20 protein-coding genes and 1 other annotated feature are annotated in these 23,373 nt (G+C 40.0%); all 20 genes read left to right on the plus strand.

Features of this window, described 5'->3' with window-relative positions; all coding sequences use genetic code 11:
* The first annotated feature begins 4 nt into the window (after positions 1–4).
* On the plus strand, positions 5–712 hold the full coding sequence (gene sigE / locus ACQQ2I_RS04580) for an RNA polymerase sporulation sigma factor SigE (RefSeq protein ID WP_391366338.1): 708 nt from the start codon (positions 5–7) through the stop codon (positions 710–712).
* Positions 713–798: 86 nt separating this feature from the next.
* Positions 799–1,578 carry an RNA polymerase sporulation sigma factor SigG gene (gene sigG / locus ACQQ2I_RS04585; RefSeq protein ID WP_391366339.1) on the plus strand — a complete coding sequence of 260 codons (780 nt, stop codon included), beginning with the start codon at positions 799–801 and terminating at the stop codon, positions 1,576–1,578.
* Positions 1,579–2,388: 810 nt separating this feature from the next.
* Positions 2,389–2,631 (plus strand): PRC-barrel domain-containing protein, encoded by a 243-nt coding sequence (locus tag ACQQ2I_RS04590; RefSeq protein WP_391366340.1) that lies wholly within the window; start codon positions 2,389–2,391, stop codon positions 2,629–2,631.
* A gap of 75 nt (positions 2,632–2,706) precedes the next feature.
* Positions 2,707–3,375, plus strand: coding sequence for a YggS family pyridoxal phosphate-dependent enzyme (locus ACQQ2I_RS04595; RefSeq protein ID WP_431029400.1), 669 nt, complete (start codon positions 2,707–2,709; stop codon positions 3,373–3,375).
* A gap of 18 nt (positions 3,376–3,393) precedes the next feature.
* Positions 3,394–3,885 (plus strand): cell division protein SepF, encoded by a 492-nt coding sequence (locus tag ACQQ2I_RS04600; protein ID WP_431029401.1) that lies wholly within the window; start codon positions 3,394–3,396, stop codon positions 3,883–3,885.
* A 19-nt stretch (positions 3,886–3,904) separates the two neighbouring features.
* Entirely contained in the window at positions 3,905–4,162 is a 258-nt protein-coding gene (locus tag ACQQ2I_RS04605; protein ID WP_431029402.1) for a YggT family protein, read from the plus strand.
* A 61-nt stretch (positions 4,163–4,223) separates the two neighbouring features.
* Positions 4,224–5,009 (plus strand): RNA-binding protein, encoded by a 786-nt coding sequence (locus ACQQ2I_RS04610; RefSeq protein WP_431029403.1) that lies wholly within the window; start codon positions 4,224–4,226, stop codon positions 5,007–5,009.
* A 93-nt stretch (positions 5,010–5,102) separates the two neighbouring features.
* Positions 5,103–5,642, plus strand: a complete 540-nt coding sequence (locus ACQQ2I_RS04615) for a DivIVA domain-containing protein (protein WP_431029404.1) — start codon at positions 5,103–5,105, stop codon at positions 5,640–5,642.
* 64 nt (positions 5,643–5,706) lie between these two features.
* Positions 5,707–5,929: a binding site (T-box leader), on the plus strand.
* Positions 5,930–5,982: 53 nt separating this feature from the next.
* Positions 5,983–8,742, plus strand: coding sequence for an isoleucine--tRNA ligase (gene ileS, locus ACQQ2I_RS04620; protein WP_431029405.1), 2,760 nt, complete (start codon positions 5,983–5,985; stop codon positions 8,740–8,742).
* 279 nt (positions 8,743–9,021) lie between these two features.
* Positions 9,022–9,888: an iron uptake system protein EfeO gene (gene efeO / locus ACQQ2I_RS04625; RefSeq protein ID WP_431029406.1), complete on the plus strand. Its 867-nt coding sequence runs from the start codon at positions 9,022–9,024 to the stop codon at positions 9,886–9,888.
* Positions 9,889–9,903: 15 nt separating this feature from the next.
* Positions 9,904–11,127, plus strand: coding sequence for an iron uptake transporter deferrochelatase/peroxidase subunit (gene efeB / locus ACQQ2I_RS04630; RefSeq protein ID WP_431029407.1), 1,224 nt, complete (start codon positions 9,904–9,906; stop codon positions 11,125–11,127).
* The gene (locus ACQQ2I_RS04635) at positions 11,102–12,811 is read left to right on the plus strand and encodes an FTR1 family iron permease (RefSeq protein WP_431029408.1); all 1,710 of its coding nucleotides are present in this window, start codon (positions 11,102–11,104) and stop codon (positions 12,809–12,811) included. Before efeB ends, ACQQ2I_RS04635 begins: the two co-directional genes overlap by 26 nt.
* Before the next feature lie 145 nt (positions 12,812–12,956).
* Complete coding sequence (gene lspA / locus ACQQ2I_RS04640; RefSeq protein WP_431029409.1) at positions 12,957–13,436, plus strand: signal peptidase II; 480 nt, start codon at positions 12,957–12,959, stop codon at positions 13,434–13,436.
* The gene (locus tag ACQQ2I_RS04645; RefSeq protein WP_431029410.1) at positions 13,433–14,335 is read left to right on the plus strand and encodes an RluA family pseudouridine synthase; all 903 of its coding nucleotides are present in this window, start codon (positions 13,433–13,435) and stop codon (positions 14,333–14,335) included. Before lspA ends, ACQQ2I_RS04645 begins: the two co-directional genes overlap by 4 nt.
* A 448-nt stretch (positions 14,336–14,783) precedes the next feature.
* Positions 14,784–15,332 (plus strand): bifunctional pyr operon transcriptional regulator/uracil phosphoribosyltransferase PyrR, encoded by a 549-nt coding sequence (gene pyrR / locus ACQQ2I_RS04650; protein WP_391366352.1) that lies wholly within the window; start codon positions 14,784–14,786, stop codon positions 15,330–15,332.
* A 16-nt stretch (positions 15,333–15,348) separates the two neighbouring features.
* Positions 15,349–16,686: a solute carrier family 23 protein gene (locus ACQQ2I_RS04655; protein WP_431029411.1), complete on the plus strand. Its 1,338-nt coding sequence runs from the start codon at positions 15,349–15,351 to the stop codon at positions 16,684–16,686.
* A gap of 230 nt (positions 16,687–16,916) precedes the next feature.
* The gene (locus tag ACQQ2I_RS04660; protein WP_431029412.1) at positions 16,917–17,792 is read left to right on the plus strand and encodes an aspartate carbamoyltransferase catalytic subunit; all 876 of its coding nucleotides are present in this window, start codon (positions 16,917–16,919) and stop codon (positions 17,790–17,792) included.
* Positions 17,793–17,802: 10 nt separating this feature from the next.
* Positions 17,803–19,083 (plus strand): dihydroorotase, encoded by a 1,281-nt coding sequence (locus ACQQ2I_RS04665; RefSeq protein ID WP_431030453.1) that lies wholly within the window; start codon positions 17,803–17,805, stop codon positions 19,081–19,083.
* Positions 19,083–20,183: a carbamoyl phosphate synthase small subunit gene (locus tag ACQQ2I_RS04670; RefSeq protein WP_431029413.1), complete on the plus strand. Its 1,101-nt coding sequence runs from the start codon at positions 19,083–19,085 to the stop codon at positions 20,181–20,183. Before ACQQ2I_RS04665 ends, ACQQ2I_RS04670 begins: the two co-directional genes overlap by 1 nt.
* Positions 20,176–23,373, plus strand: a complete 3,198-nt coding sequence (gene carB / locus ACQQ2I_RS04675; RefSeq protein WP_431029414.1) for a carbamoyl-phosphate synthase large subunit — start codon at positions 20,176–20,178, stop codon at positions 23,371–23,373. Before ACQQ2I_RS04670 ends, carB begins: the two co-directional genes overlap by 8 nt.

Consider the following 23,373-nt stretch of genomic DNA (forward strand, 5'->3'; position numbering starts at 1 on the left):
CTCATTGCTTCAAAAGCTACGCTTACTTTTTTTACGCATTTGGCGAAAAATTTCACGTCAGGGAACATACTATATAGGAGGACATGATGCATTGCCAGTACCATTAACTCGAGAAGAAGAATTAACCGTTGTCAAAGCATTTATGGATGGAGATTTAGGTGCTCGTGATACATTAATTGAGCGGAATTTACGTCTTGTTGTGTATATTGCGAGAAGGTTTGATAATACAGCGACGCCAATTGAAGATTTAATTAGTATTGGTTCAATTGGATTAATTAAAGCCATTGAAACGTTTAATACAGAAAAAAATATAAAATTGGCCACATATGCTTCACGTTGTATCGAGAACGAAATTTTAATGCATCTTAGAAAAACGAGTCGTATGAAAAGTGAAGTGTCGCTAGATGAACCACTGAATTCCGATGCAGATGGAAATGAGTTGTTATTATCGGATATTTTAGGCACTGAAGAGCATATTATTTCAGATGATGTAGAGCGAAAACTACAGCGTCAGCATATGTTCCATGCGATTAATTGTTTAAACCCACGCGAAAAATATATTATGGAATGCCGTTTTGGTTTAAATGGTAAAACAGAAATGACACAAAAGGAAGTAGCGGATCATTTAGGCATATCACAATCGTATATTTCGCGCCTTGAGAAGAAAATTATTTTAGACCTACGTGAATATTTAAATGAACCGATTGCGTAAATTGGTTGAAATTGGCGTGGTGTAGATACGCATAGTCTTACCTCATACGGACAAACTGAACGATAAAAAGGTTCGGAGGAAAAGAGATGGTTCGTATGAAAGTAGAACTATGTGGTGTCGATACATCGACGTTACCTATTTTAAAACATGAAGAAATGAAAGCTTTATTTGAACGTATGCAGGCGGGTGAAGAGGAAGTACGTGAACAGCTCGTTATGTGCAATTTACGTTTGGTATTAAGTATTGTTGGACGTTTTTCTTATCGTGGCGAGCAAGCAGATGATTTATTCCAAGTAGGCTGTATCGGTTTATTAAAAGCAATTGATCATTTTGATTTAAAACATAATGTGCGATTTTCCACATATGCAGTACCAATGATTGTCGGGGAAATTCGACGTCATTTACGTGATCATCATGCACTAAGAGTCTCACGTTCATTGCGAGATATTGCGTATAAAGCGATGCAAGCAAAAGAACAATTTGTACTCGAGCATTCATATGAACCGACATTACAGCAAATTGCAGAGATGCTTGAAATGAAACAGGAAGATGTATTATATGCGTTAGATGCGATACAAGATCCAATGTCCTTACAAGAACCGATTTACGCGGATGGCACTGATCCAGTGTATATGCTTGATCAGTTAAAAGGCGATGTGTCAGAGGACCAATGGGTTGCGTATGTATCGGTAAAAGAGAGTATGCAAAAATTGGATGAACGTCAGCAGCTCATTGTCGCCAAACGATTCTATTATGGGGAAACGCAAACGGAAATTGCCAAAACATTAGGCATATCACAAGCGCAAATCTCACGTTTAGAAAAAAGTGCAATTGCACTCATGCAGAAAGATTATAAAGTTGACTAGAGCGCACATCATGTGCGCTTTTCTTCACAATTAGGGAAAGATTATTTACTTTTAATGAGCAAAAATACATCCTAAAAATACCAGTATGATAGTAAAAGATATTAAACGAAAGCGTAATGGTAGCCTCCGCGCTTTGCCACAGCCTACACAGGAGCTAAAACAGGCGTGGCCTGTTTGGATCTCCTGTTCCTGCTCCTGACGTTGCACTTTCGTCGCAAAGAAAATCTTGGCTCCTGTGGCGATGGCGCGCTACGGCAAAAGTAAATACTTCTCAATATTCTAGAAAAAAATTTCTCTTCTCTAAAAGAAATCATTTTCTTTCGATTTGCACATATCGTCGTCTAGCCCCTGTAATCAATGGGCATATTTATTGTTTTTAGCAACTAATTATTTTATGGAACAATAGTTGCTTGTAGCGGAGGCACGAGAGTGTAGCTGACGGCATTCGCTACAGAGCAATGTTTTTCTGTACCGGAAGTGAAGCGGCAGGTGCAAAGCTTCCTACGGGAAAAGCGATAAAGGAAAGAAGGCTAAAACCGTCACGTCCTGTGACAATTTATCTGCGCGAAAGCAAAGCGACAGCGGCAACGCCTTCGTGACCAACATCATGTTGGCCTCAAGACCCCGCAGGAAATTTATTTGCGACGAAAGCGCAGCGACAGAAGCATCGAAGGATGAGCGACGAGGAGGCTTGATCTCGCCCGTGGAAAGCGAGTGCCGGAGAGGAAAGCAACGGTTACTCAAATGGAAATGTATGTTTTCGAATTTGTTCATTATAAGTTATTTAGAAAAAATAAAAGGTGGAGTGCTATGTTAAGATTTTCAACGGTGCAACAAAAAGAGATGATTGAAGCTGGGAGTGGACGGTTTATTGGCTATATTGTCGATGCGGAAGTGAATGAAAAAAGTGGTCACATTGAGTACTTTTTTGTGGCACAACCGAGGAAGATTTCGCAAATTCTTCACAAAGAAGATAGTATAAAAAAAGTAGCAATTAGTGATATTCTCATAGTAGGTAAGGATGTGATTTTAGTAAAAACTGCTTCCGTATAGGTCGCCCTATTCATTGATAAATCGCATTTAGCTTGATACAATAATATAAACTAATATTGTAAAGTTGGGAAAAAAGTGACCGAAATTATTAATAATTTAAAATGTATTCAAAAAAAAATAGAGGATGCACAACATAGAGCGGATGTATCGCAACAAGTAAATATCGTGGCAGTAACAAAAGAAGTAGATGTAGCACGTACGCAGGAAGCATTTGCAGCAGGTCTTGTACATCTAGGTGAAAATCGTCCAGAAGGATTACATACAAAGCTTGAACATATTACATCTGATGTAAAATGGCATTATATAGGCTCATTACAAACGCGGAAAGTCAAACAAGTGATTAACGATATTCATTTTTTACATTCGTTAGACCGAATTAGCTTAGCAGAAGAGATTGAAAAGCGCGCGGAACGACCGATTAAATGCTTTGTTCAAGCAAATGTTTCAGGTGAGGAATCGAAGCATGGCTTGTCAAAGGAAGAGGTCATTTCGTTTATTCAACAACTAGCTTCTTACACAAAAATCGAAGTCGTCGGGTTAATGACAATGGCTCCAAATACAGAAGATGAACACATCATTCGTAATGTATTTCGTGAAGTGAAAAAACTTCAACAGGAAGTTATCGCCTTGCAATTACCATATGCTCCGTGCACAGAACTTTCTATGGGAATGTCAAATGACTACGAGATTGCTGTAGAGGAAGGAGCAACCTTTGTAAGGATTGGCACGGCTCTTGTTGGATGATGAAAGAAGGGACGGTGGATGAGTATGAAAAACATTATAAAAAATTTCTTCTACTTAGAAGATGAGGAAGAACATGTAACACATGATGAAGTAACTGAAAAGAACGTAAAACAACAGCAGTCTGAAGTGCCTGCTATTAATGCGCGATTTAAAAAAGAGCGTAAGGTTGTTCCGCAACAGTTACCAAATGTGTCTGCTCCATCGCAAAATAATGTGGTAAGCCTCCATGCAGCAACAACAACAAAGGGTGCCAAAGTCGTATTAGTAGAGCCTCGTGTTTACGCGGAAGCACAAGATATTGCCGAAAATTTAAAAAATAAACGTGCGACAATTGTGAATTTACAACGTATTGAGCGTGATCAAGGTATACGCATTATTGACTTTTTAAGTGGTACAGTGTATGCATTAGGTGGCGATATTCAACGAATTGGGACAGATATTTTCTTATGTACACCAGAGAATGTAGAAGTATCAGGAGAAATTTCAAATTATATTATTGATGAAATTTAGAAGCTAGAGAGGTATTTAGATGATTTATTATATTATTATACAAGCATTTACGATTTACACGTTTATGCTAATTGCATACATTTTGCTATCGTGGATTCCGGCAGCACAAGACTCAGCTGTAGGCCGTTTTTTAGCAACAGTATGTGAGCCTTACTTAGGATTTTTCCGAAAGTTTATTCCGGCAATTGGTATGATTGATATTTCACCAATTGTTGCGCTGTTTGTACTGCGCTTTATTCAAGAAGGTTTATTAAAAGTTATTAGCTACATTATTTAAGTCTTTCCCCGTACAATGTTTCGCATTGTAAGGGGATTTTATTTAACAAGGAGTTACGAAAATGGAGCATTTAATTCAGCACTTTCGAAAAGATGAACAGCCATTTATTGAACAAGTGATGGGTTGGCAGCGGGAAGTGGAAGATCGCTATGCACCACGCTTAACGGATTTTTTAGACCCACGGCAACGTTTTATCGTTAGTGCTGTAATGGGTCAGGCAGATGACTTAACCGTTTATATGGAAGGGGGATTTCAAGCACCCGAGCGAATGCGAGTTATGATTGCGCCTTCCTATTATATGCCTGAAGAAAATGACTACCATCTCACAATCTTTTCGGTGAGCTACCCTTCGAAATTTGTACAAATTAGACACCCTGATGTGTTAGGGGCACTACTTTCACTAGGGGTTGAACGGGGCAAATTTGGTGATATTCGTGTCGGTGAAAATACCGTGGAGTTTGCAGTAGCAAAGGAAGTAGCGGATTATGTACGTACGAATTTATCGAGTATCGGTAAAGTGAAAGTACATATGGAGGAAGTAGGGGCAAGTTCGCTTTTGCAGCTAGAAGAACAATGGGGAGAAAGTTCTTGTACAGTTTCTTCGATGCGTCTTGACGTTGTACTTGCGACGGTATTAAATCTTTCTCGGCAAAAATCGCAAAGTCTTATTGCAGCAGGTCGTGTAAAAGTCAATTGGACCGTTCGCGAGCAAGTCGCATTTGAATTACAAGAGGGCGATATTATTTCTGCACGAGGTTTTGGTCGTTTAAAAATAATCATGACAGAAGGACGAACAAAAAAAGATAAAATTCGCCTACAAATAGGTCGATTAGAGCAAAAACTATGAATATCTGCAGAAAAAAACGAAAAAATGATGTCAATTAAACGCTAACAAAGTATAATGTTTAATAAATAGTAACGTGCAAAGGAGATTAGCGACATGCCATTATCCCCCTTAGATATACATAATAAGGAGTTTACGCGTGGCTTCCGTGGCTATGCAGAGGACGAGGTAAACGAATTTTTAGATCAGATTATTAAAGATTACGAGATCATTTTACGTGAGAAAAAAGAGCTTGAAGATAAAATCAAAACAATGACAGAACAGATGGATCACTATAACAATTTAGAAGAGACATTACAAAAGTCGATTATTGTTGCACAAGAAGCAGCGGAAGAGTTACGCCGCAACTCGCAAAAGGAAGCAAAGCTCATTGTGAAAGAAGCCGAAAAAAATGCAGATCGTATTGTTAATGAGGCTTTATCGAAAGCACGTAAAGTGACTATTGAAATTGATGAGTTAAAAAAGCAGTCAAAAGTATTCCGCAACCGCTTTAAGATGTTAGTGGAAGCACAGCTGGATTTATTGAATACAGATGATTGGGATAACTTGCTGGAATACGATGTGACATTGACAGAAATTCCAATACAAACACGTGAAAAGTATGAAACAGAGGATGAGAACTTAAGTTCAATTTAGGCAGAAAAGCTTGACGTGCCGCAAACAGTTTCATATACTGATACACAAAAGATGTTTATATGCATAATCAGCTATGATGGAGACAGTATGTTGAAATTGCTGTGAAGCGATTCGAGGATGGTGGGAGCTCGAACAAAAAGCAATTTTTACAGAAAATCACTCTGGAGCTAGTTCATTGAATTGTAGTAAATGAGCTCGTGATACGCGACGTTACAGCGACTAAGAGGCAGTAATGGTTTACTGTAAATTAGGGTGGTACCACGAAACGACAGCTTTTCGTCCCTTTTTGGGATGAAGGGCTTTTTATTTTGCATGTAAACAAATAACAGGAGGATTACGAATGGTAGAGTATAAAGACACGTTATTAATGCCAAAAACAGATTTCCCAATGCGCGGAGGATTGCCGACAAAAGAGCCGCAAATCCAAGCGAAGTGGAATGAAATGGATATTAACAAATTAGTAAATGAACGTACAAAGGATCGTCCGCATTTTGTATTACATGATGGCCCTCCGTATGCAAACGGTGATATCCATATCGGGCATGCGTTAAACAAAGTTATTAAAGATATGATTAATCGTCATCGTTCAATGACTGGTTTTCATGTACCATATGTACCAGGTTGGGACACACACGGTCTACCAATTGAGCAAGCATTAACAAATAAAGGTGTTAATCGTAAAGAAATGTCGGTTGCACAATTCCGCGAGCTTTGTGAAAAATATGCTTATGAGCAAATCGATAATCAGCGTGAACAATTTAAACGTTTAGGTGTGCGTGGGGATTGGGAAAATCCATACATCACATTAAAGCCGGAATTTGAAGCACGTCAAATCGAAGTATTCGGTAAAATGGCGGAAAAAGGCTACATTTATAAAGGTTTAAAACCAGTATACTGGTCACCATCATCTGAATCAGCATTAGCTGAAGCTGAAATTGAATATAAAGATGTAAAATCACCATCCATTTATGTATCATTCCCGATTAAAGATGCAAAAGGTGCCGTTCCTGCGGATGCGAAATTTATTATCTGGACAACAACACCTTGGACATTACCAGCAAACCTCGGTATTTCTGTAAACCCAGAGTTCACATATGTAGTCGTAGCAGTGGAAGATAAAAAATTCATCATTGCCAAAGATTTACTTGAAAATGTGGCAAATGCAATTGGTTGGGCGTCTTATGAAATACTTCAAGAAGTGAAAGGGCAAGAGCTTGACCGTGTTGTAGCGAAACACCCATTCTATGATCGTGATTCACTTGTAATGGTTGGTGAGCACGTAACAGCTGAAGCTGGTACAGGATGTGTACACACAGCACCAGGTCACGGGGAAGACGACTTTAACATTGGGAAAGCGTATGGTTTACCTGTTTTATCGCCAGTGGATAACCGCGGTTGTTACACAGCAGAAGCACCGGGCTTTGAAGGGATTTTCTATGATGCTGCCAATAAATTAGTAACAGAAAAATTACAAGAAGTAGATGCATTAGAAAAATTAAACTTCTTCACGCACTCTTATCCGCATGACTGGCGTACGAAAAAGCCGGTTATTTACCGTGCGACACCACAATGGTTTGCGTCAGTTGAAGCATTCCGTGATGAATTATTAAAAGCGGTTGAAGATACGACATTTACACCTGCATGGGGTGAAACACGTCTTTACAATATGATTCGTGATCGTGGCGACTGGTGTATTTCGCGTCAACGTGCATGGGGTGTACCAATTCCAGTATTCTATGCGGAGAATGGCGAAGAAATCATTACGCCAGAAACAATTGCACATGTCGTGCAATTATTCCGTGAGCATGGTTCAAATATTTGGTTCCAAAAAACAGCGAAAGAATTACTACCGGAAGGCTTCACACATCCAGGTAGCCCGAATGGCGAGTTCACAAAAGAAAACGACATTATGGACGTTTGGTTTGACTCAGGCTCGTCGCACCAAGGTGTATTAGTAGAGCGCGGCATGAAATACCCAGCAGATCTTTACTTAGAAGGTTCTGACCAATACCGTGGCTGGTTTAACTCGTCACTAATTACATCTGTTGCGATCAATGGTTACGCACCATATAAAGGGTTACTATCTCACGGTTTCGTATTAGACGGTGAAGGTCGTAAAATGAGTAAGTCTTTAGGAAATGTTATCATTCCGCAAAAAGTAATGGATCAATACGGTGCAGATATTTTACGTTTATGGGTAGCATCTGTTGACTATACAGGCGACGTGCGTATCTCGATGGATATGTTAAAGCAAGTTTCTGAGGTATATCGTAAAATTCGTAACACGCTTCGTTTCTTACACGGGAACGTGACAGACTTCAACCCAGCGACTGACCGTGTAGCGTATGAAGATTTACGCGAAATGGATCAATACATGTACATGCGCATGCAAGACGTATTAAAAGCTGTACGTACTGCATACGACCGTTATGAGTTCTCAGCGGTATATCACACAATCAACAACTTTGTAGCAATTGAGCTATCTTCATTCTACTTAGATATTGCAAAAGATGTTGTGTACATTGAAGGCGTAGATAACAAAGATCGTCGTGCAATGCAAACGGTTATGTACGATACGCTACAAATGTTATTAAAAGTATTAACACCAATTATTTCACATACAACGGAAGAACTATGGGGTTACTTAGGTGCTGAGGAAGCGTCTGTTCAATTAACAGACTTCCCAGAAGTAGATGAAAAAGAAAACTTTGAACAGTTACGTGCAAAATGGAGCAATGTTATTGCGATTCGTGATGAAGTGTTAAAAGCACTTGAAGAAGCGCGTAATGCAAAAGTAATCGGTAAATCGTTAGAAGCGAAATTATCTGTGTATGCAGATCAAGAAGCAGTGGAGCTTCTAAAAGATGCAACGATTGACTTTGCACAATTATCGATTGTTTCACAATTTGTTGTTGCTGGTACAAAAGGTGAGGCGCCAGAAAACGCATTAGTGTTAGAGAAAACGGCAATTGTTGTAGAAAAAGCAGACGGTGAAAAATGTGAGCGCTGCTGGACGATTTCTGAAACAGTTGGCTCGAACGCAGCACATGCAACATTATGTGCACGTTGTGGCGAAGTTGTAGAGAAGTATTACCAATAATCATTTAGCATGTAGATAAGCGGATTGCTCCGTTTATTTACATGCTTTTTTAATTTTAGCTTGTACATATTGAGATCATTTCTGATTCAATCACCTGAAGCAGCGGAGGCGATAGGGTAATGAGTGCTTTTTCCTCTTTGCGCATCTAGCAAACAAATAATGTAGTCATTACTTATAATAAAAATTAAATTTTTTCTTGATTTATATAGTGATAATGATTATCATTCTATAATATGAAATAGTTTGATAGCCAAGTAGGCATTGAAAGGATATGAAAAAATGAAATTCAGCAAAAAATTATCAGCATTATTAGTAGCGAGTAGTATTTTAATGGCGGCTTGTGGAGAAGAGGCGACAAAAGAACAGGAAAACGTAGTAGAGCCAGCACAAGTGGAGACAGAAAAGGCAAGTCTATCAGAGGAAGTAGCGGCTTATCAACAATTTGCAGCAGATCAAATGGAAAAATTCGTTATAGAAACTGAAAGCTTTGTTAATTTATTCAAATCGGGGGATATCGAAGCAGCTAAGGCAGCGTATGCGCCTGCACGTATGTATTTTGAACGTTCAGAGCCTATTGCAGAAAGCTTCGGTGATTTAGATCCACGTATCGACGGGCGTTTAGCGGATTTAGAAGAAGAAGGGCAAGGGATGGAAGAGTGGTCAGGTTACCATAAGCTAGAGTATGCATTATGGGTTGAAAATACGACAACGGGTTATGAGCAAGTGGCAGATCAATTGTTAGCGGATGTTAAGCAATTATATGCACTTGTACAAACAGTTGAAGTAGAGCCAGAGTTGTTAGTGACAGGTGCTGTTGACCTATTAAATGAAGTTTCAACATCGAAAATTACGGGAGAAGAGGAAATCTATTCTCATACAGACCTTTACGACTTTAAAGCAAATATTGAAGGGGCAGAGAAAATTTTCGAGATTTTACGTGCGAGTTTAGAGGCGAAAGATGCAGATTTAGTAGCAACATTAGATGAGAAATTTAGTGCAATCAATGACTTATTAGCGAAGTATGAAGATGGAAATGGCGGCTATGTTTCATACGAAGTATTAACAGAAGATGATACGAAAGTACTTGCAACAGCAGTAAACGAATTAGGTGAGCCATTAAGTCAAATGGGTATTGTCATCGAATAGTATAGGAGCTTTTATATGGCAGAAAAAATTACGAGACGAGAAATGTTGAAGCTTTCTGGATTTGCGATTGCAGGCGCAGCAATTGGTGCCTCAGGTCTTGGTGGTGTGATGAAAATACTAGAGGATGAAGCACCAAAAGCTTCTACTCATGCAGTAGCGTTTAATGGTAAGCAACAACCGGGTATTACGACACCTCATCAATCCAATGTATATTTTGCGTCGCTCCATTTTGTTGGGCAGTCCAAAGCGCAACTCCAAAAATTATTTCAAGATTGGACGCGCTATAGTGAACGCATGATGCAAGGACAGCCCGTTGAGGATGAGGATTCAACTAAACATGTACCACCTGTTGATACAGGTGAAGCATTCAATTTAGATGCGGCGAATTTAACATTAACATTCGGGGTAGGGCCGTCATTATTTGAGCATGCCTCACTCGGACTAAAAAATAAAAAGCCTGCTGAATTAGTGGATTTACCTCATTTCCCAAGAGACCAGCTACAGAAGCAATGGACAGGGGGAGATCTATGTATTCAAGCATGTGCGGATGATCCACAAGTTGCATTTCATGCCGTGCGCAATTTACTACGTGTCGGTAGCGGTGTTGTACAGCTTCATTGGTCTCAAGCTGGCTTTATGTCGATGCCTGAGGATGGTGGCACGCCGAGAAATTTATTTTCTTTTAAAGATGGGACGGTTAATCCGAAAACAACTAGTGAATTTGATGAGCATGTATGGGTATCGAATCACGAACAGTCTTGGTTGAATAATGGAACGTATTTAATCGTTAGAAGAATACAAATGCATTTAGAAACATGGGATCGTACATCACTTCATCAGCAAGAAATGACATTTGGACGTTACCGACATAATGGGGCATTATTCGGGCAGGCAGATGAGTTTGCTGAAACGGATGTGTTCGCAAAAGATGTGGAAGGGGAGTCTGTGATTCCTGAAAACTCTCATGTTTACTTATCACGTCTTGCAAAACAAACGATTTATCGTCGTCCATTCTCTTATGCATCAGGTACTGTAACAGAAACAGGAGCTTATGATAGCGGCTTGCTGTTTATCTCATTCCAAAAACATCCGAAGCAGTTCATTGATATTCAAAACAGCTTAGGGCGTATTGATAAATTAAACGAATACATTACACATCGGGGAAGTGCATTATTTGCTTGTCTGCCCGGTGTTAAAAAAGGGAGTTATTTAGGTGAAGCGCTTTTTACAAGTTTGTAGTATCGTCGTAATGAGCTTGCTCCTTTTCACACCTATTACAAAAGCATCTGACTATAGTGAACTATACGTGTTAATTACAGATGCGATTATTAATACGAATCAGCAAAATGAAGAGCAAGCTCAACAGGCGCTTCAAGAAATTGAACAATTGTGGGCTACGTATAGCTCGGAGCAAGCAGAAGCAAAGGCAGCGGTAGATCAGGCTATTGAGGCTGTTATGCATGCAAGTGATGAAGCATCGCGTGTAAAGGCGCTTTCGCAGTTGTCAAAAGCAATATCAGCCCTTGACTTAGCAGAAAATCCGATCGACGAAAAAGCAGAGCGTGAATCGTTTTATTCGAAGTTTAGTCCGTTTATGACACAATGGGAAGAGGCTTACTTAACAAATGATACGGAGAAAATCCAAGAAGCTTATAAAATGCTCGATGCAAAATGGAACCAATACGAAAAGCCGGTACGTGCGCAAAGTATTGGGTTATATGGACAAATTGAAAATCAATTAGCATTTATGCGCATTGCTCTATCAAATGAAATACCAGATACAGCGTTAGCGAACTCTTATTTTACAACGTTAAAATCGCATATCGAGCAGTTTATGAGCGGTGAGGATATTGTCGTTGAAGATAAAGGCTATTCTTTACAAACGCTAGTCGATTTAATAGATGATGCGTTAAAAGCGATTGAACAAACGGATTATGAAGCGGCGGCAGATGCTTTAACACAATTTATCATCGTTTGGCCGAATGTAGAAATCGAAGTGTCGACACGCAATAGCTCACTTTATAATAAGTTAGAAAGCGACATTCCGATTTTAGTCAGTCGTTTATCACAAACGACACCGAAAGTAGAGGAAGTCGTAGCGTCATTAGAAACATTTAAAAAAGAGATTCAGCTAATACAAAGTAATGATAGCTATTCCTTTTGGGATTCAGCATTAATTTTATTACGCGAAGGGTTAGAGGCGATTTTAATTATCATGGTGCTCGTGTCCTTTTTAAAGCGTTCCAATCAAGAGCGGATGGTGAAATGGATTTATTCAGGGGCAGCAACGGGTGTCCTTCTATCTGCTGTGATGGCGATTTTACTGGCGATTGTATTTGATTCTTTAACATCAGGTACAAATCGTGAAATGATTGAAGGCTGGGTAGGGCTTGTAGCGGCAATTATGATGATTGGAGTCGGTGTATGGCTTCATAGTAAATCGACTGTGCAATCATGGAATACGTATTTATCAAAACAAATGGGACATGCGATTTCAAAAGGATCCGTGCTGGCGATGGCATTTATTAGTTTTTTATCGGTGTTCCGAGAAGGGGCAGAGACCATTTTGTTCTATGCGGGTATTATTCCGAAAATAGAAGTGTTTGACTTTGTTTTAGGTATTGTGATCGCCGTCATTATTTTAATCATCGTGGCTTTGGCATTAACAAAGGTAAGTGGGAAAATCCCGATTCACAAGTTTTTCTTTGTCGCGACCATCATGATTTATATATTAGCCTTTAAAATTATCGGAACAAGTATTCATACATTGCAATTAACAGATGTTGTCTCAACAAATGTTGTGGATGTTTTACCTGTTATGAGTGCAATCGGTTTTTATCCAACCGTTGAAACGATACTTGGGCAATTAGTTTTATTGTTTATTTGGGCGTTTGTCTCATGGAAACAGCGTAAACATTCATAAAAAGTGCACAAGAGCTTTACGGAGCTTTTGTGCGCTTTTTTATGGACGAAAAGGACATGACGCCAAAAAATATTATTGTCATCATTATTCGAAAGTGATTGCTTTGTGTTAGAATGGGATAGATATGCATATAGGGGGCGTCTAGGTGAAAAGGTTTTATGGAATTGCCATCATTGTCATTTTACTCGACCAACTAACAAAGTGGATGGTTGTTAAAAATATGGAGCTTGGTGAGCGAATTGCTATTTGGGATCCGTGGTTTGGTTTGCTTTCGCATCGAAATCGCGGCGCAGCATGGGGCATGCTACAAGGGCAAATGTGGCTCTTTACGATTGTGACGATCGGCGTTATTATCGCGATTATTTATTTTTATCATACGGAGGCAAAGGGAAAACCATTTTTCCAAGTGAGTTTAATGCTGCTGTTAGGTGGGGCAATTGGGAACTTTATTGACCGTTTATTTTTAGGCGAAGTGGTCGATTTTGTGGATGTATTGATTCCAGTGATTAACTACCATTTCCCAATTTTTAATATTGCGGATGCCGCATTAACAATTGCTGTCGTCATGTTATTAATTGCAATTTTGATCGAAGATCGAGTAGAAAAGAAAAAGGTGAAAAAATGAACGTAACATATACAATGGAAGAACAATATGCAGGAGAGCGTCTAGATAAAGCATTATCGAGCTTGCAATCAGAATGGTCACGCTCGCAAATCGGAAATTGGATTGATGAAAATCGCATTAAAGTAAACGGTACGGAAGTGAAAGCAAAATATAAAGTCAAAGCAGGCGATGTTATTGACATTGAGGTACCAGAAGCAGAGCCGTTAGAAATTGTAGCAGAAGATTTACAGTTAGAAATCGTGTATGAGGATAAGGATGTATTAGTAGTGAATAAGCCACGAGGCATGGTCGTGCATCCGGCACCGGGTCATACAACGGGAACACTTGTTAACGGCTTAATGTACCACTGTAAAGATTTATCGGGTATTAATGGGGTAATGCGCCCAGGTATCGTGCACCGTATCGATAAAGATACAACGGGTTTACTTATGGTTGCCAAAAATGATGTGGCACATGAAGGGTTAGTGAATCAGCTAGTAGAGAAAACGGTAACTCGTAAATATACAGCACTTGTACATGGTCATATTGCGCACGATAAAGGAACAATTGATGCCCCAATTGCACGTGACCCTAAAGACCGTCAAAAGCAAGCGATTGTGGACGGTGGTAAGCATGCCGTGACGCATTTCCAAGTGCTTGAACGCTTTGGCGATTATACACTAGTAGAATGCCGTTTAGAAACAGGGCGTACACACCAAATTCGTATACACATGAATTATATCGGTTTCCCATTAGTTGGCGATCCAAAATATGGACCGAAGAAAACAATCGACTTTGGTGGACAGGTGTTACATGCGGGAGTGTTAGGCTTTATACAGCCCGTAACAGGTGAATACCTAGAGTTCGAAGCACCACTGCCACAGGATTTTGTCGATTTATTAGCGGAGCTTAGAAAATGATATGACATGAAGGGACTGCCGAAATGGTAGTTCCTTTTTGTATTTTTGTACAATGAAAGGCTTCCGAAAGGAGAAATAATATCTGGAAAATAGCGTGTTAAATTAACAGACAATTCACGCTTATAGAACATTTTGTTTTAGTTGTCTGACCTTTGATTGTTTTGTTGACAGGCTATATAAAGAAGCATATACTGACAACAGTGAAAAAAACGAGCTTGACGAGAGCGAGCCGGACATCACAAATTAATTTAAATAATGTCACCTTTAATGGCAGTCCAGAGAGGCTGAGAAGGTATAATGTGAGAGCCATCGGGATATCTGTGTGCAGATTTTTCGGATGCGTTTATTTCAACATGCACTTTCCAACCCTCTAGGTGACTAGAGGGTTTTTTATTTTCGTTGAAGCACAACATACCATAACAAATATATCAATGAAAGGAGAATCACTATGGCACATATAACAGAGCTATTAGATGGGCCATCAATGAACAGAGCCATTACGCGTATTGCTCATGAAATCATCGAGCGCAATAAAGGGATTGATGAAGTCATTTTAGTTGGGATTAAGACGCGTGGTGCATTTTTAGCGAAGCGCTTAGCAGAGCGAATTGAAAGTATAGAAGGAAAAGCGATTCGTACGGGTGAGCTAGATATTACGCTTTACCGTGATGATTTATCGACAAAGCAAGTAAACGACCAAGCGCAAGTACAGCAAGTCGACATTGACTATCAAGTGAACGATCAAAAAATTGTACTTGTCGATGATGTATTGTATACAGGACGTACAGTGCGTGCAGCACTAGATGCCGTGATGGATTTAGGAAGACCTTCTCAAATCCAATTAGCCGTTTTAGTGGACAGAGGGCATCGGGAACTACCAATTCGTGCTGATTACGTCGGTAAAAACATTCCGACAGCCGGACATGAGCGAATTGTAGTAAATTTAGAAGAAGTTGACGGTCAGGATATCGTGACGATTCATAAAGAAGCAGAGTAGAAAAGAGGAACAAACGATGTCTACAAAACCAGTATTAGATATCAACGAAAAACCAAGTATTGTACAGTTAATTACATTAAGTTTCCAACATTTATTTGCCATGTTTGGTTCAACTATTTTAGTACCAAAATTAGTAGGTCTTGATCCAGGGATTGCCCTTTTAACGAGTGGGATTGCAACGATTATCTTCCTATTAATTACACAATTTAAAGTGCCGGCATACTTAGGCTCATCATTCGCCTTTATTACGCCGATTATTACCGTAGCAGGGCTTGATAACGCAGGTGTAGCCATTAACCCAGGGAACGCAATGATTGGCGCAATGGGCGTCGGGATTATTTACGGGATTGTCGCTTTGGTTATTTGGAAGACAGGCTATAAATGGTTAATGGCCTTACTACCACCCATTGTAGTAGCACCTGTAATTATTGTTATCGGCTTAGGCTTAGCAGGAACAGCTGTTGACATGGCAATGAATATTACGGTTCAGCAGTTAGATGAAGCAACAGGTCAAATGATGGATGTAAAAATGTATAGCTTTAAACATTTCTCAGCAGCGCTTGTCACGTTGTTGGCAGCCATCGTATTTAATGTATATTTTAAAAATATTTTAAGCGCAATGCCGATTTTATTAGGGCTTATCATCGGATATATCTACTCTGTAGCCATCGGAATTGTGAACTTTGAGCCGGTAAAAGAGGCAGCATGGTTTGCTATGCCAACCTTCTTAATACCAGGTGTAGATTATGAATTGAACGTAACAACAACAATTTTAGCGGCAATGTTACCAGTAGTCATCGTGACAATCTCGGAGCATATCGGTCACCAATTAGTATTAGGGAAAGTCGTAGAACGAAATTATATTAAAGATCCGGGTCTTCATCGCTCATTACTAGGTGATGGCTTAGGAACATTTGTCAGTGCGTTAATCGGTGGTCCACCGAAAACAACGTATGGTGAAAATATCGGGGTATTAGCGATTACAAGAGTGTACTCCATCTATGTTATCTTCGGTGCAGCGGTAGCCGCAATGTTAATCGCATTTTTCGGGAAAGTAATGGCATTAATTTCAACAATCCCAACAGCGGTACTCGGCGGTATTTCGATTTTATTATTCGGGATCATTGCATCGAGCGGTTTACGTATGTTCGTTGAAAGTCGTGTGGATTTTGGAAATAACCGCAACATGGTGATTGCATCAGTTATTTTAATCATCGGTATCGGCAACGCACAAATTGTATTAGGCGATTTTACCATCGGTGGTATGGCGTTATCAGCATTAATTGGTGTAGCATTAAACTTAATCTTACCAGGGCGCGATAAAGGTGCTGGAGACTTGTACGAACATGAATAATTAAATAGCAGTACCTTTTAAGATTTGTCCAGAGAGGCAAGGAAGGGGAAAGACACTGGGGCACGTATGTTAACGATGTCTTAGCTTGTCACACCCTAAAAGCCTCGCTATCTTGTATAGTGAGGTTTTTTTAGAAAAAGAGTAAAAAATATTTCATTAATCTGTCAAACGAGAATAGTCAAAATAGTTCTATACTAGTAAGTAAGCGAATCAAATCGGAGGCGCAATGTATGAAAAATTTATTGTCAATGGAACACTTATCAAATGAGGAAATTTTACACATTTTAGCACGAGCACAGGCGTTTGAAAATGGCGAGCAGCCACAGCTTGATCGAGCATATAATGTGGCGAATCTTTTCTTCGAGCCAAGTACACGTACAAAAACAAGCTTTGAAATGGCAGAGCGCCGCATTGGCTGTACAGTCATTCCGTTTGATGCAGGGTTTTCAAGTGCATTAAAAGGTGAAACGATGTATGACACAGTAAAAACACTTGAAATGATTGGCATGGATGCCGTCGTGATTCGTGCGAAAGAAGATGAATATTACAATGAACTGCTAGAAGGTATTAATTGCGCTGTCATTAATGCAGGTGACGGAGCAGGGCAACATCCATCGCAAAGCTTACTTGACCTATACACAATCAAAAAAGAATTCGGCAATTTTGAAGGCTTAAATATTACGATTGTAGGTGATATTTCACATAGCCGAGTAGCAAAATCAAATGCGGTGGCGCTCACAAGACTAGGGGCGAATATTCGTTTCCTTTGCCCAGAAGAATGGGCAGGCGATTTTGAAGCTGTACACTCATGGGAGGAAGTATTAGAAGATAGTGATGTTGTGATGCTACTTCGCATTCAACATGAGCGACACGCGGTAAGTAAAAACTTTTCAAAAGATAGTTATCATGAGGAATTTGGTTTAACAGTAGAACGGGAAAAACGCATGAAAAAAAGCGCCATTATTATGCACCCAGCACCAGTGAACCGCGATGTAGAAATCGCAGACGAATTAGTAGAATGTGAACGTTCTCGTATTTTCCAGCAAGTACGGAATGGTGTATATGCACGTATGGCGATACTAGAAACGATTTTGAAGGGACGATAATAAGATGACAATGACATTTATTCAAAACGTAAAAATGTTAAATGAACAAGGTGAGTTAATCGATGCAACAGTGACAGTTGAAGACGGCAAAGTAACAGAAATTGGCGGTGTGATGCCAGAAGGAAAAGGTGTCATTCAAGTAATCGATGGCCAAGGCAACTTCCTTTCGCCAGGCTTTGTAGATGTACACGTACATCTTCGTGAGCCAGGTTTTGAACATAAAGAAACGATTGCAACAGGCTCTTTAGCTGCAGCACGTGGCGGTTTCACAACAATTTGTGCGATGCCAAACACAAAGCCAGTACCAGATTCAGTCGAAAACATGCAGTTAATTAATGGTCTGATTAAGGAAAGTGCCCTTGTTCGTGTATTGCCATATGGCTCACTAACAAAAGATATTTCAGGTGAAGAACGCACAAATATGGAAGAGCTAAAAGCAAATGGTGCCGTAGCTTTCTCAGATGATGGTGTAGGTATTCAATTAGCCTCTACAATGTATGAACAAATGAAAGAGGCTGCACGTTTAGATACGATCGTTGTCGCACACTGTGAAGATAACTCACTGATTTATGAAGGTGTGATGCATGAGGGGAAACGTAATAAAGAGCTTGGTTTACCGGGGATTCCATCGATTTGTGAATCTGTACAAATTGCACGCGACGTATTACTAGCTGAAGCAGCAGGTGCGCGCTACCACGTATGTCACGTATCAACGAAAGAATCTGTACGTGCGGTACGCGATGCAAAAGCAGCAGGCATTAAGGTAACAGCTGAAGTTTGCCCACACCATCTTTTACTTGAAGAAATGGACATCCCTTCAGACGATGCAAACTGGAAAATGAACCCGCCATTACGTGCGAAAGACGACCAAGATTCATTACATGCGGCATTACTTGACGGTACAATCGACTGTATCGCAACAGACCATGCACCACACACAGTAGAGGAAAAATGCTGCGGTATGGTTGGTGCACCATTCGGCATTGTAGGCTTTGAAACAGCATTCCCACTTTTATACACACATTTTGTAAAAACGGGTAAATGGACATTAAAGCAACTTGTTGAGTGGATGGCAACAAAACCGGCAGAAATTTTCGACTTACCATACGGTAAAATTGAAGTAGGGGCTTCGGCAGACTTTGCGATTATCGACCTTGAAAAAGAAATGGAAGTTAATCCAGAAGAGTTTAAGTCAAAAGGACGTAACACACCGTTTACAGGATGGAAGACGCAAGGCTGGCCAGTGCTAACAATTTTTGAAGGCAATATCGTATATCAGGAGGCAGAATAATGAAAAAGCGTTTATTAATTTTAGAAGACGGTACTGTATTTCACGGTACAGCATTCGGTAGTGACAAAGCATCACAAGGTGAAGTTGTATTTACAACAGGAATGACAGGTTACCAAGAAACATTATCGGATCCATCATTCTACGGTCAAATTGTTACACTAACATATCCATTAATCGGGAACTATGGTATTAACCGTGATGATTTCGAATCGATTACACCAGTTATCCGTGGATTTGTTGTACGTGAGCTTGCTGATCAGCCATCGAATTGGCGTTCAGATATGACATTAAACGACTATCTAAAAGCACAAGATATCCCTGGTATCGAAGGAATTGATACACGCAAATTAACGCGTATTATCCGTACAAAAGGTGCGGTTCGTGCGATTTTAACGGAAGCAGATGCAGACGTAAATGTGGAAGAAGTAGTAGCGCAATTACAAGCGACACCGCTTATTACACACCATGTAAAAGAAGTAACACCAAAAGCAGCCTATCCGTCACCAGGACGTGGGAAACGCGTTGTATTAATTGATTTTGGTATGAAGCACGGGATTTTACGAGAATTAAATAAACGCGACTGTGACGTATTAGTCGTGCCTTATAACACAACAGCAGAGCAAATTTTAGCGTGGCATCCAGATGGCATTATGTTATCAAATGGCCCTGGTAACCCAACGGACGTAGCAGAAGGTATTGAAACAGTGAAAAACTTAATCGGTAAAGTACCGATGTTCGGAATTTGCTTAGGTCACCAAATCTTCTCATTAGCATGTGGTGCGAAATCATTCAAATTACCATTCGGTCACCGCGGGGGGAACCACCCAGTAAAAGATTTACGCACAGGTCGTACAGATTTAACGTCTCAAAACCATGGCTATGCAGTCGATATCGATTCGTTAAAAGATACAGATTTAGAATTAACACACATTGCATTAAACGACGGTACTTGTGAAGGGGTTCGTCATAAAAAATACCCAATCTTCACAGTTCAATATCACCCAGAAGCTTCACCAGGTCCAGAAGATTCAAATCACTTATTCGATGAATTTATTGAAATGATGGAAAATGAAGCAGCAAAGGAGAAACAACATGCCTAAACGTACAGATATTAACACTATTTTAGTAATCGGATCAGGTCCAATCGTAATCGGTCAAGCAGCAGAGTTTGACTATGCAGGAACACAAGCGTGTCTTTCATTAAAAGAAGAAGGCTACCGTGTTATCCTAATCAACTCAAATCCAGCGACAATTATGACAGATACAGAAATCGCTGACAAAGTATATATCGAACCAATTTCTTTAGAGTTTGTGTCACGTATCTTACGTAAAGAACGTCCAGATGCAATCCTACCAACACTTGGTGGTCAAACAGGTTTAAATATGGCTATCGAGTTAGATGAATCAGGTATTTTAGATGAGCTAGGAATCGAAATTCTTGGGACAAAATTAGATGCGATTCATAAAGCAGAGGACCGCGATTTATTCCGTAACTTAATGTACGAATTAGGTGCTCCAGTACCTGAGTCAGACATCATCCATAACATGGAAGAAGCGAAAGCATTAGTAGCACGTATCGGCTATCCAGTAATCGTACGTCCAGCATTTACACTTGGCGGTACTGGCGGTGGTATTTGTTACAACGACCAAGACTTAGAGGAAATCGTTACTTCAGGTTTAAAATATTCACCTGTAACACAGTGTTTACTTGAAAAATCAATCGCTGGTTATAAAGAGATCGAATACGAAGTAATGCGTGACTCAGCAGACAACGCGATCGTTGTATGTAATATGGAAAACTTTGACCCAGTTGGTATTCATACTGGTGACTCAATCGTAGTGGCACCGACACAAACATTATCTGACCGTGAAAATCAAATGCTGCGTAATATCTCTTTAGATATTATCCGTGCATTAAAAATTGAAGGTGGCTGTAACGTACAATTAGCACTTGATCCATACAGCTTCCAATACTATGTAATCGAAGTTAACCCACGTGTATCACGTTCATCAGCGTTAGCTTCAAAAGCAACAGGTTACCCAATTGCAAAATTAGCAGCCAAAATTGCTGTCGGTTTAACTTTAGATGAAATTAAAAATCCAGTTACAGGCTCTACATTTGCTTGCTTCGAGCCAGCACTTGACTACATCGTAGCGAAAATTCCGCGCTGGCCATTCGATAAATTCGAATCAGCAAAACGTAACTTAGGTACACAAATGAAAGCAACGGGTGAAGTAATGGCACTTGGCCGTACGTTCGAGGAAGCGATGCTTAAAGCAGTTCGTTCACTTGAAACAGGTCACTACCATATCGAAATGAAACACCCAGAAGAGTTAACAGATTCTTGGATTGAAAAACGTATTCGTAAAGCAGGCGACGAGCGTTTATTCTTCATCGGTGAAGCATTACGCCGTGGTGTAACAATCGAGCAAATTCACGAGTGGTCAGCAATCGACTTATTCTTCTTACACAAATTAAAGAAAATCGTCGATATGGAAGCGACACTTGCAGAAAATAAAAACGATAAAGATGTATTACGTACAGCAAAACGTTTAGGCTTTGCGGATCGTAAAATCGCAGAGCTTTGGGAAACAACGGAAGAAGCAGTGTATGCATTCCGTAAAGAACATGGCATCATTCCGGTATATAAAATGGTTGATACATGTGCAGCTGAGTTCGAATCTCAAACACCATACTTCTATGGCACATACGAAGAAGAAAATGAGTCGATTAAATCTGACAAGCCATCTGTCGTGGTACTAGGCTCTGGTCCGATTCGTATCGGTCAAGGGGTAGAGTTTGACTATGCGACAGTACACTCTGTATGGGCAATTCAAGAAGCAGGCTATGAAGCGATTATTATTAACTCAAATCCTGAGACAGTATCGACTGACTTCTCGATTTCAGATAAATTATACTTCGAGCCATTAACAATCGAGGACGTAATGCACATCATCGATTTAGAGCAACCAGTTGGCGTAGTCGTGCAATTCGGTGGTCAAACGGCGATTAACTTAGCGGATAAATTAGAAGCAAATGGCGTGAAAATTCTAGGTACAACATTAGAAGATATCGACCGTGCAGAAAACCGTGATAAGTTCGAGCAAGCATTACAACAATTAGATATTCCACAACCTCCTGGTGATACAGCTACTTCAGCAGAAGGCGCAATGGCAATCGCTGAAAAGTTAGGCTTCCCAGTATTAGTACGCCCATCATACGTACTTGGCGGACGTGCAATGGAAATCGTATACAATATGGACGAGTTAGCACACTATATGGATCATGCGGTAGAAGCTTCTCCAGATCACCCAGTATTAGTTGACCGTTATTTAACAGGGCAAGAAATTGAAGTAGATGCAATCTGTGATGGTGAAAATGTATTAATCCCAGGTATTATGGAGCACATTGAGCGTGCAGGGGTTCACTCTGGTGACTCGATCTCTGTATATCCACCGCAAAAATTAACAGAGGCACAAAAAGAAACGCTTGTAGACTATACAACGCGTTTAGCAAAAGGCTTAGGCATCATTGGTCTGATGAACATTCAATATGTAATGAGCGAAGGCGAAATTTATGTAATCGAAGTAAACCCACGCTCTTCTCGTACAGTACCGTTCTTATCAAAAATTACGAATATCCCGATGGCAAATATCGCAACAAAAGCGATTCTTGGTCAATCGATTGTAGCGCAAGGTTACAAACCAGGCTTAGCACCAGAACAAACAGGCGTATTCGTAAAAGTGCCAGTGTTCTCATTTGCAAAATTACGCCGTGTTGACATTACATTAGGACCTGAAATGAAGTCAACAGGTGAGGTAATGGGGAAAGATTCTACTCTTGAAAAAGCACTTTACAAAGGCTTAGTAGCAGCAGGTATGGAAATTAAAACGCACGGTACCGTGTTATTTACTGTATCGGATAAAGATAAAGAAGAAGCAATTGCGATTGCAAAACGCTTCTCAACAGTAGGCTACCGTATTATGGCAACAGAAGGTACAGCACGAAGCTTTGAAGCAGCAGGTGTACGTACAGATGTTGTTGAAAAAATCGGTGCAAAAGGTAAAACATTAATCGATGTAATTCAAAACGGTGAAGCACAACTTGTTGTGAACACATTAACAAAAGGCAAGCAACCAGCGCGTGACGGCTTCCGTATTCGTCGTGAGTCAGTAGAAAACGGTGTACCATGTTTAACATCACTTGATACTGCTGAAGCGATGCTACGTGTAATCGAGTCCATGACATTCACTGCTGAAGAAATGCCAAAAGCGGAGGTAGTACACTAA

Origin of the sequence: Lysinibacillus sp. LZ02 (assembly GCF_050613145.1) — a bacterium.
GTDB lineage: Bacteria > Bacillota > Bacilli > Bacillales_A > Planococcaceae > Lysinibacillus_B.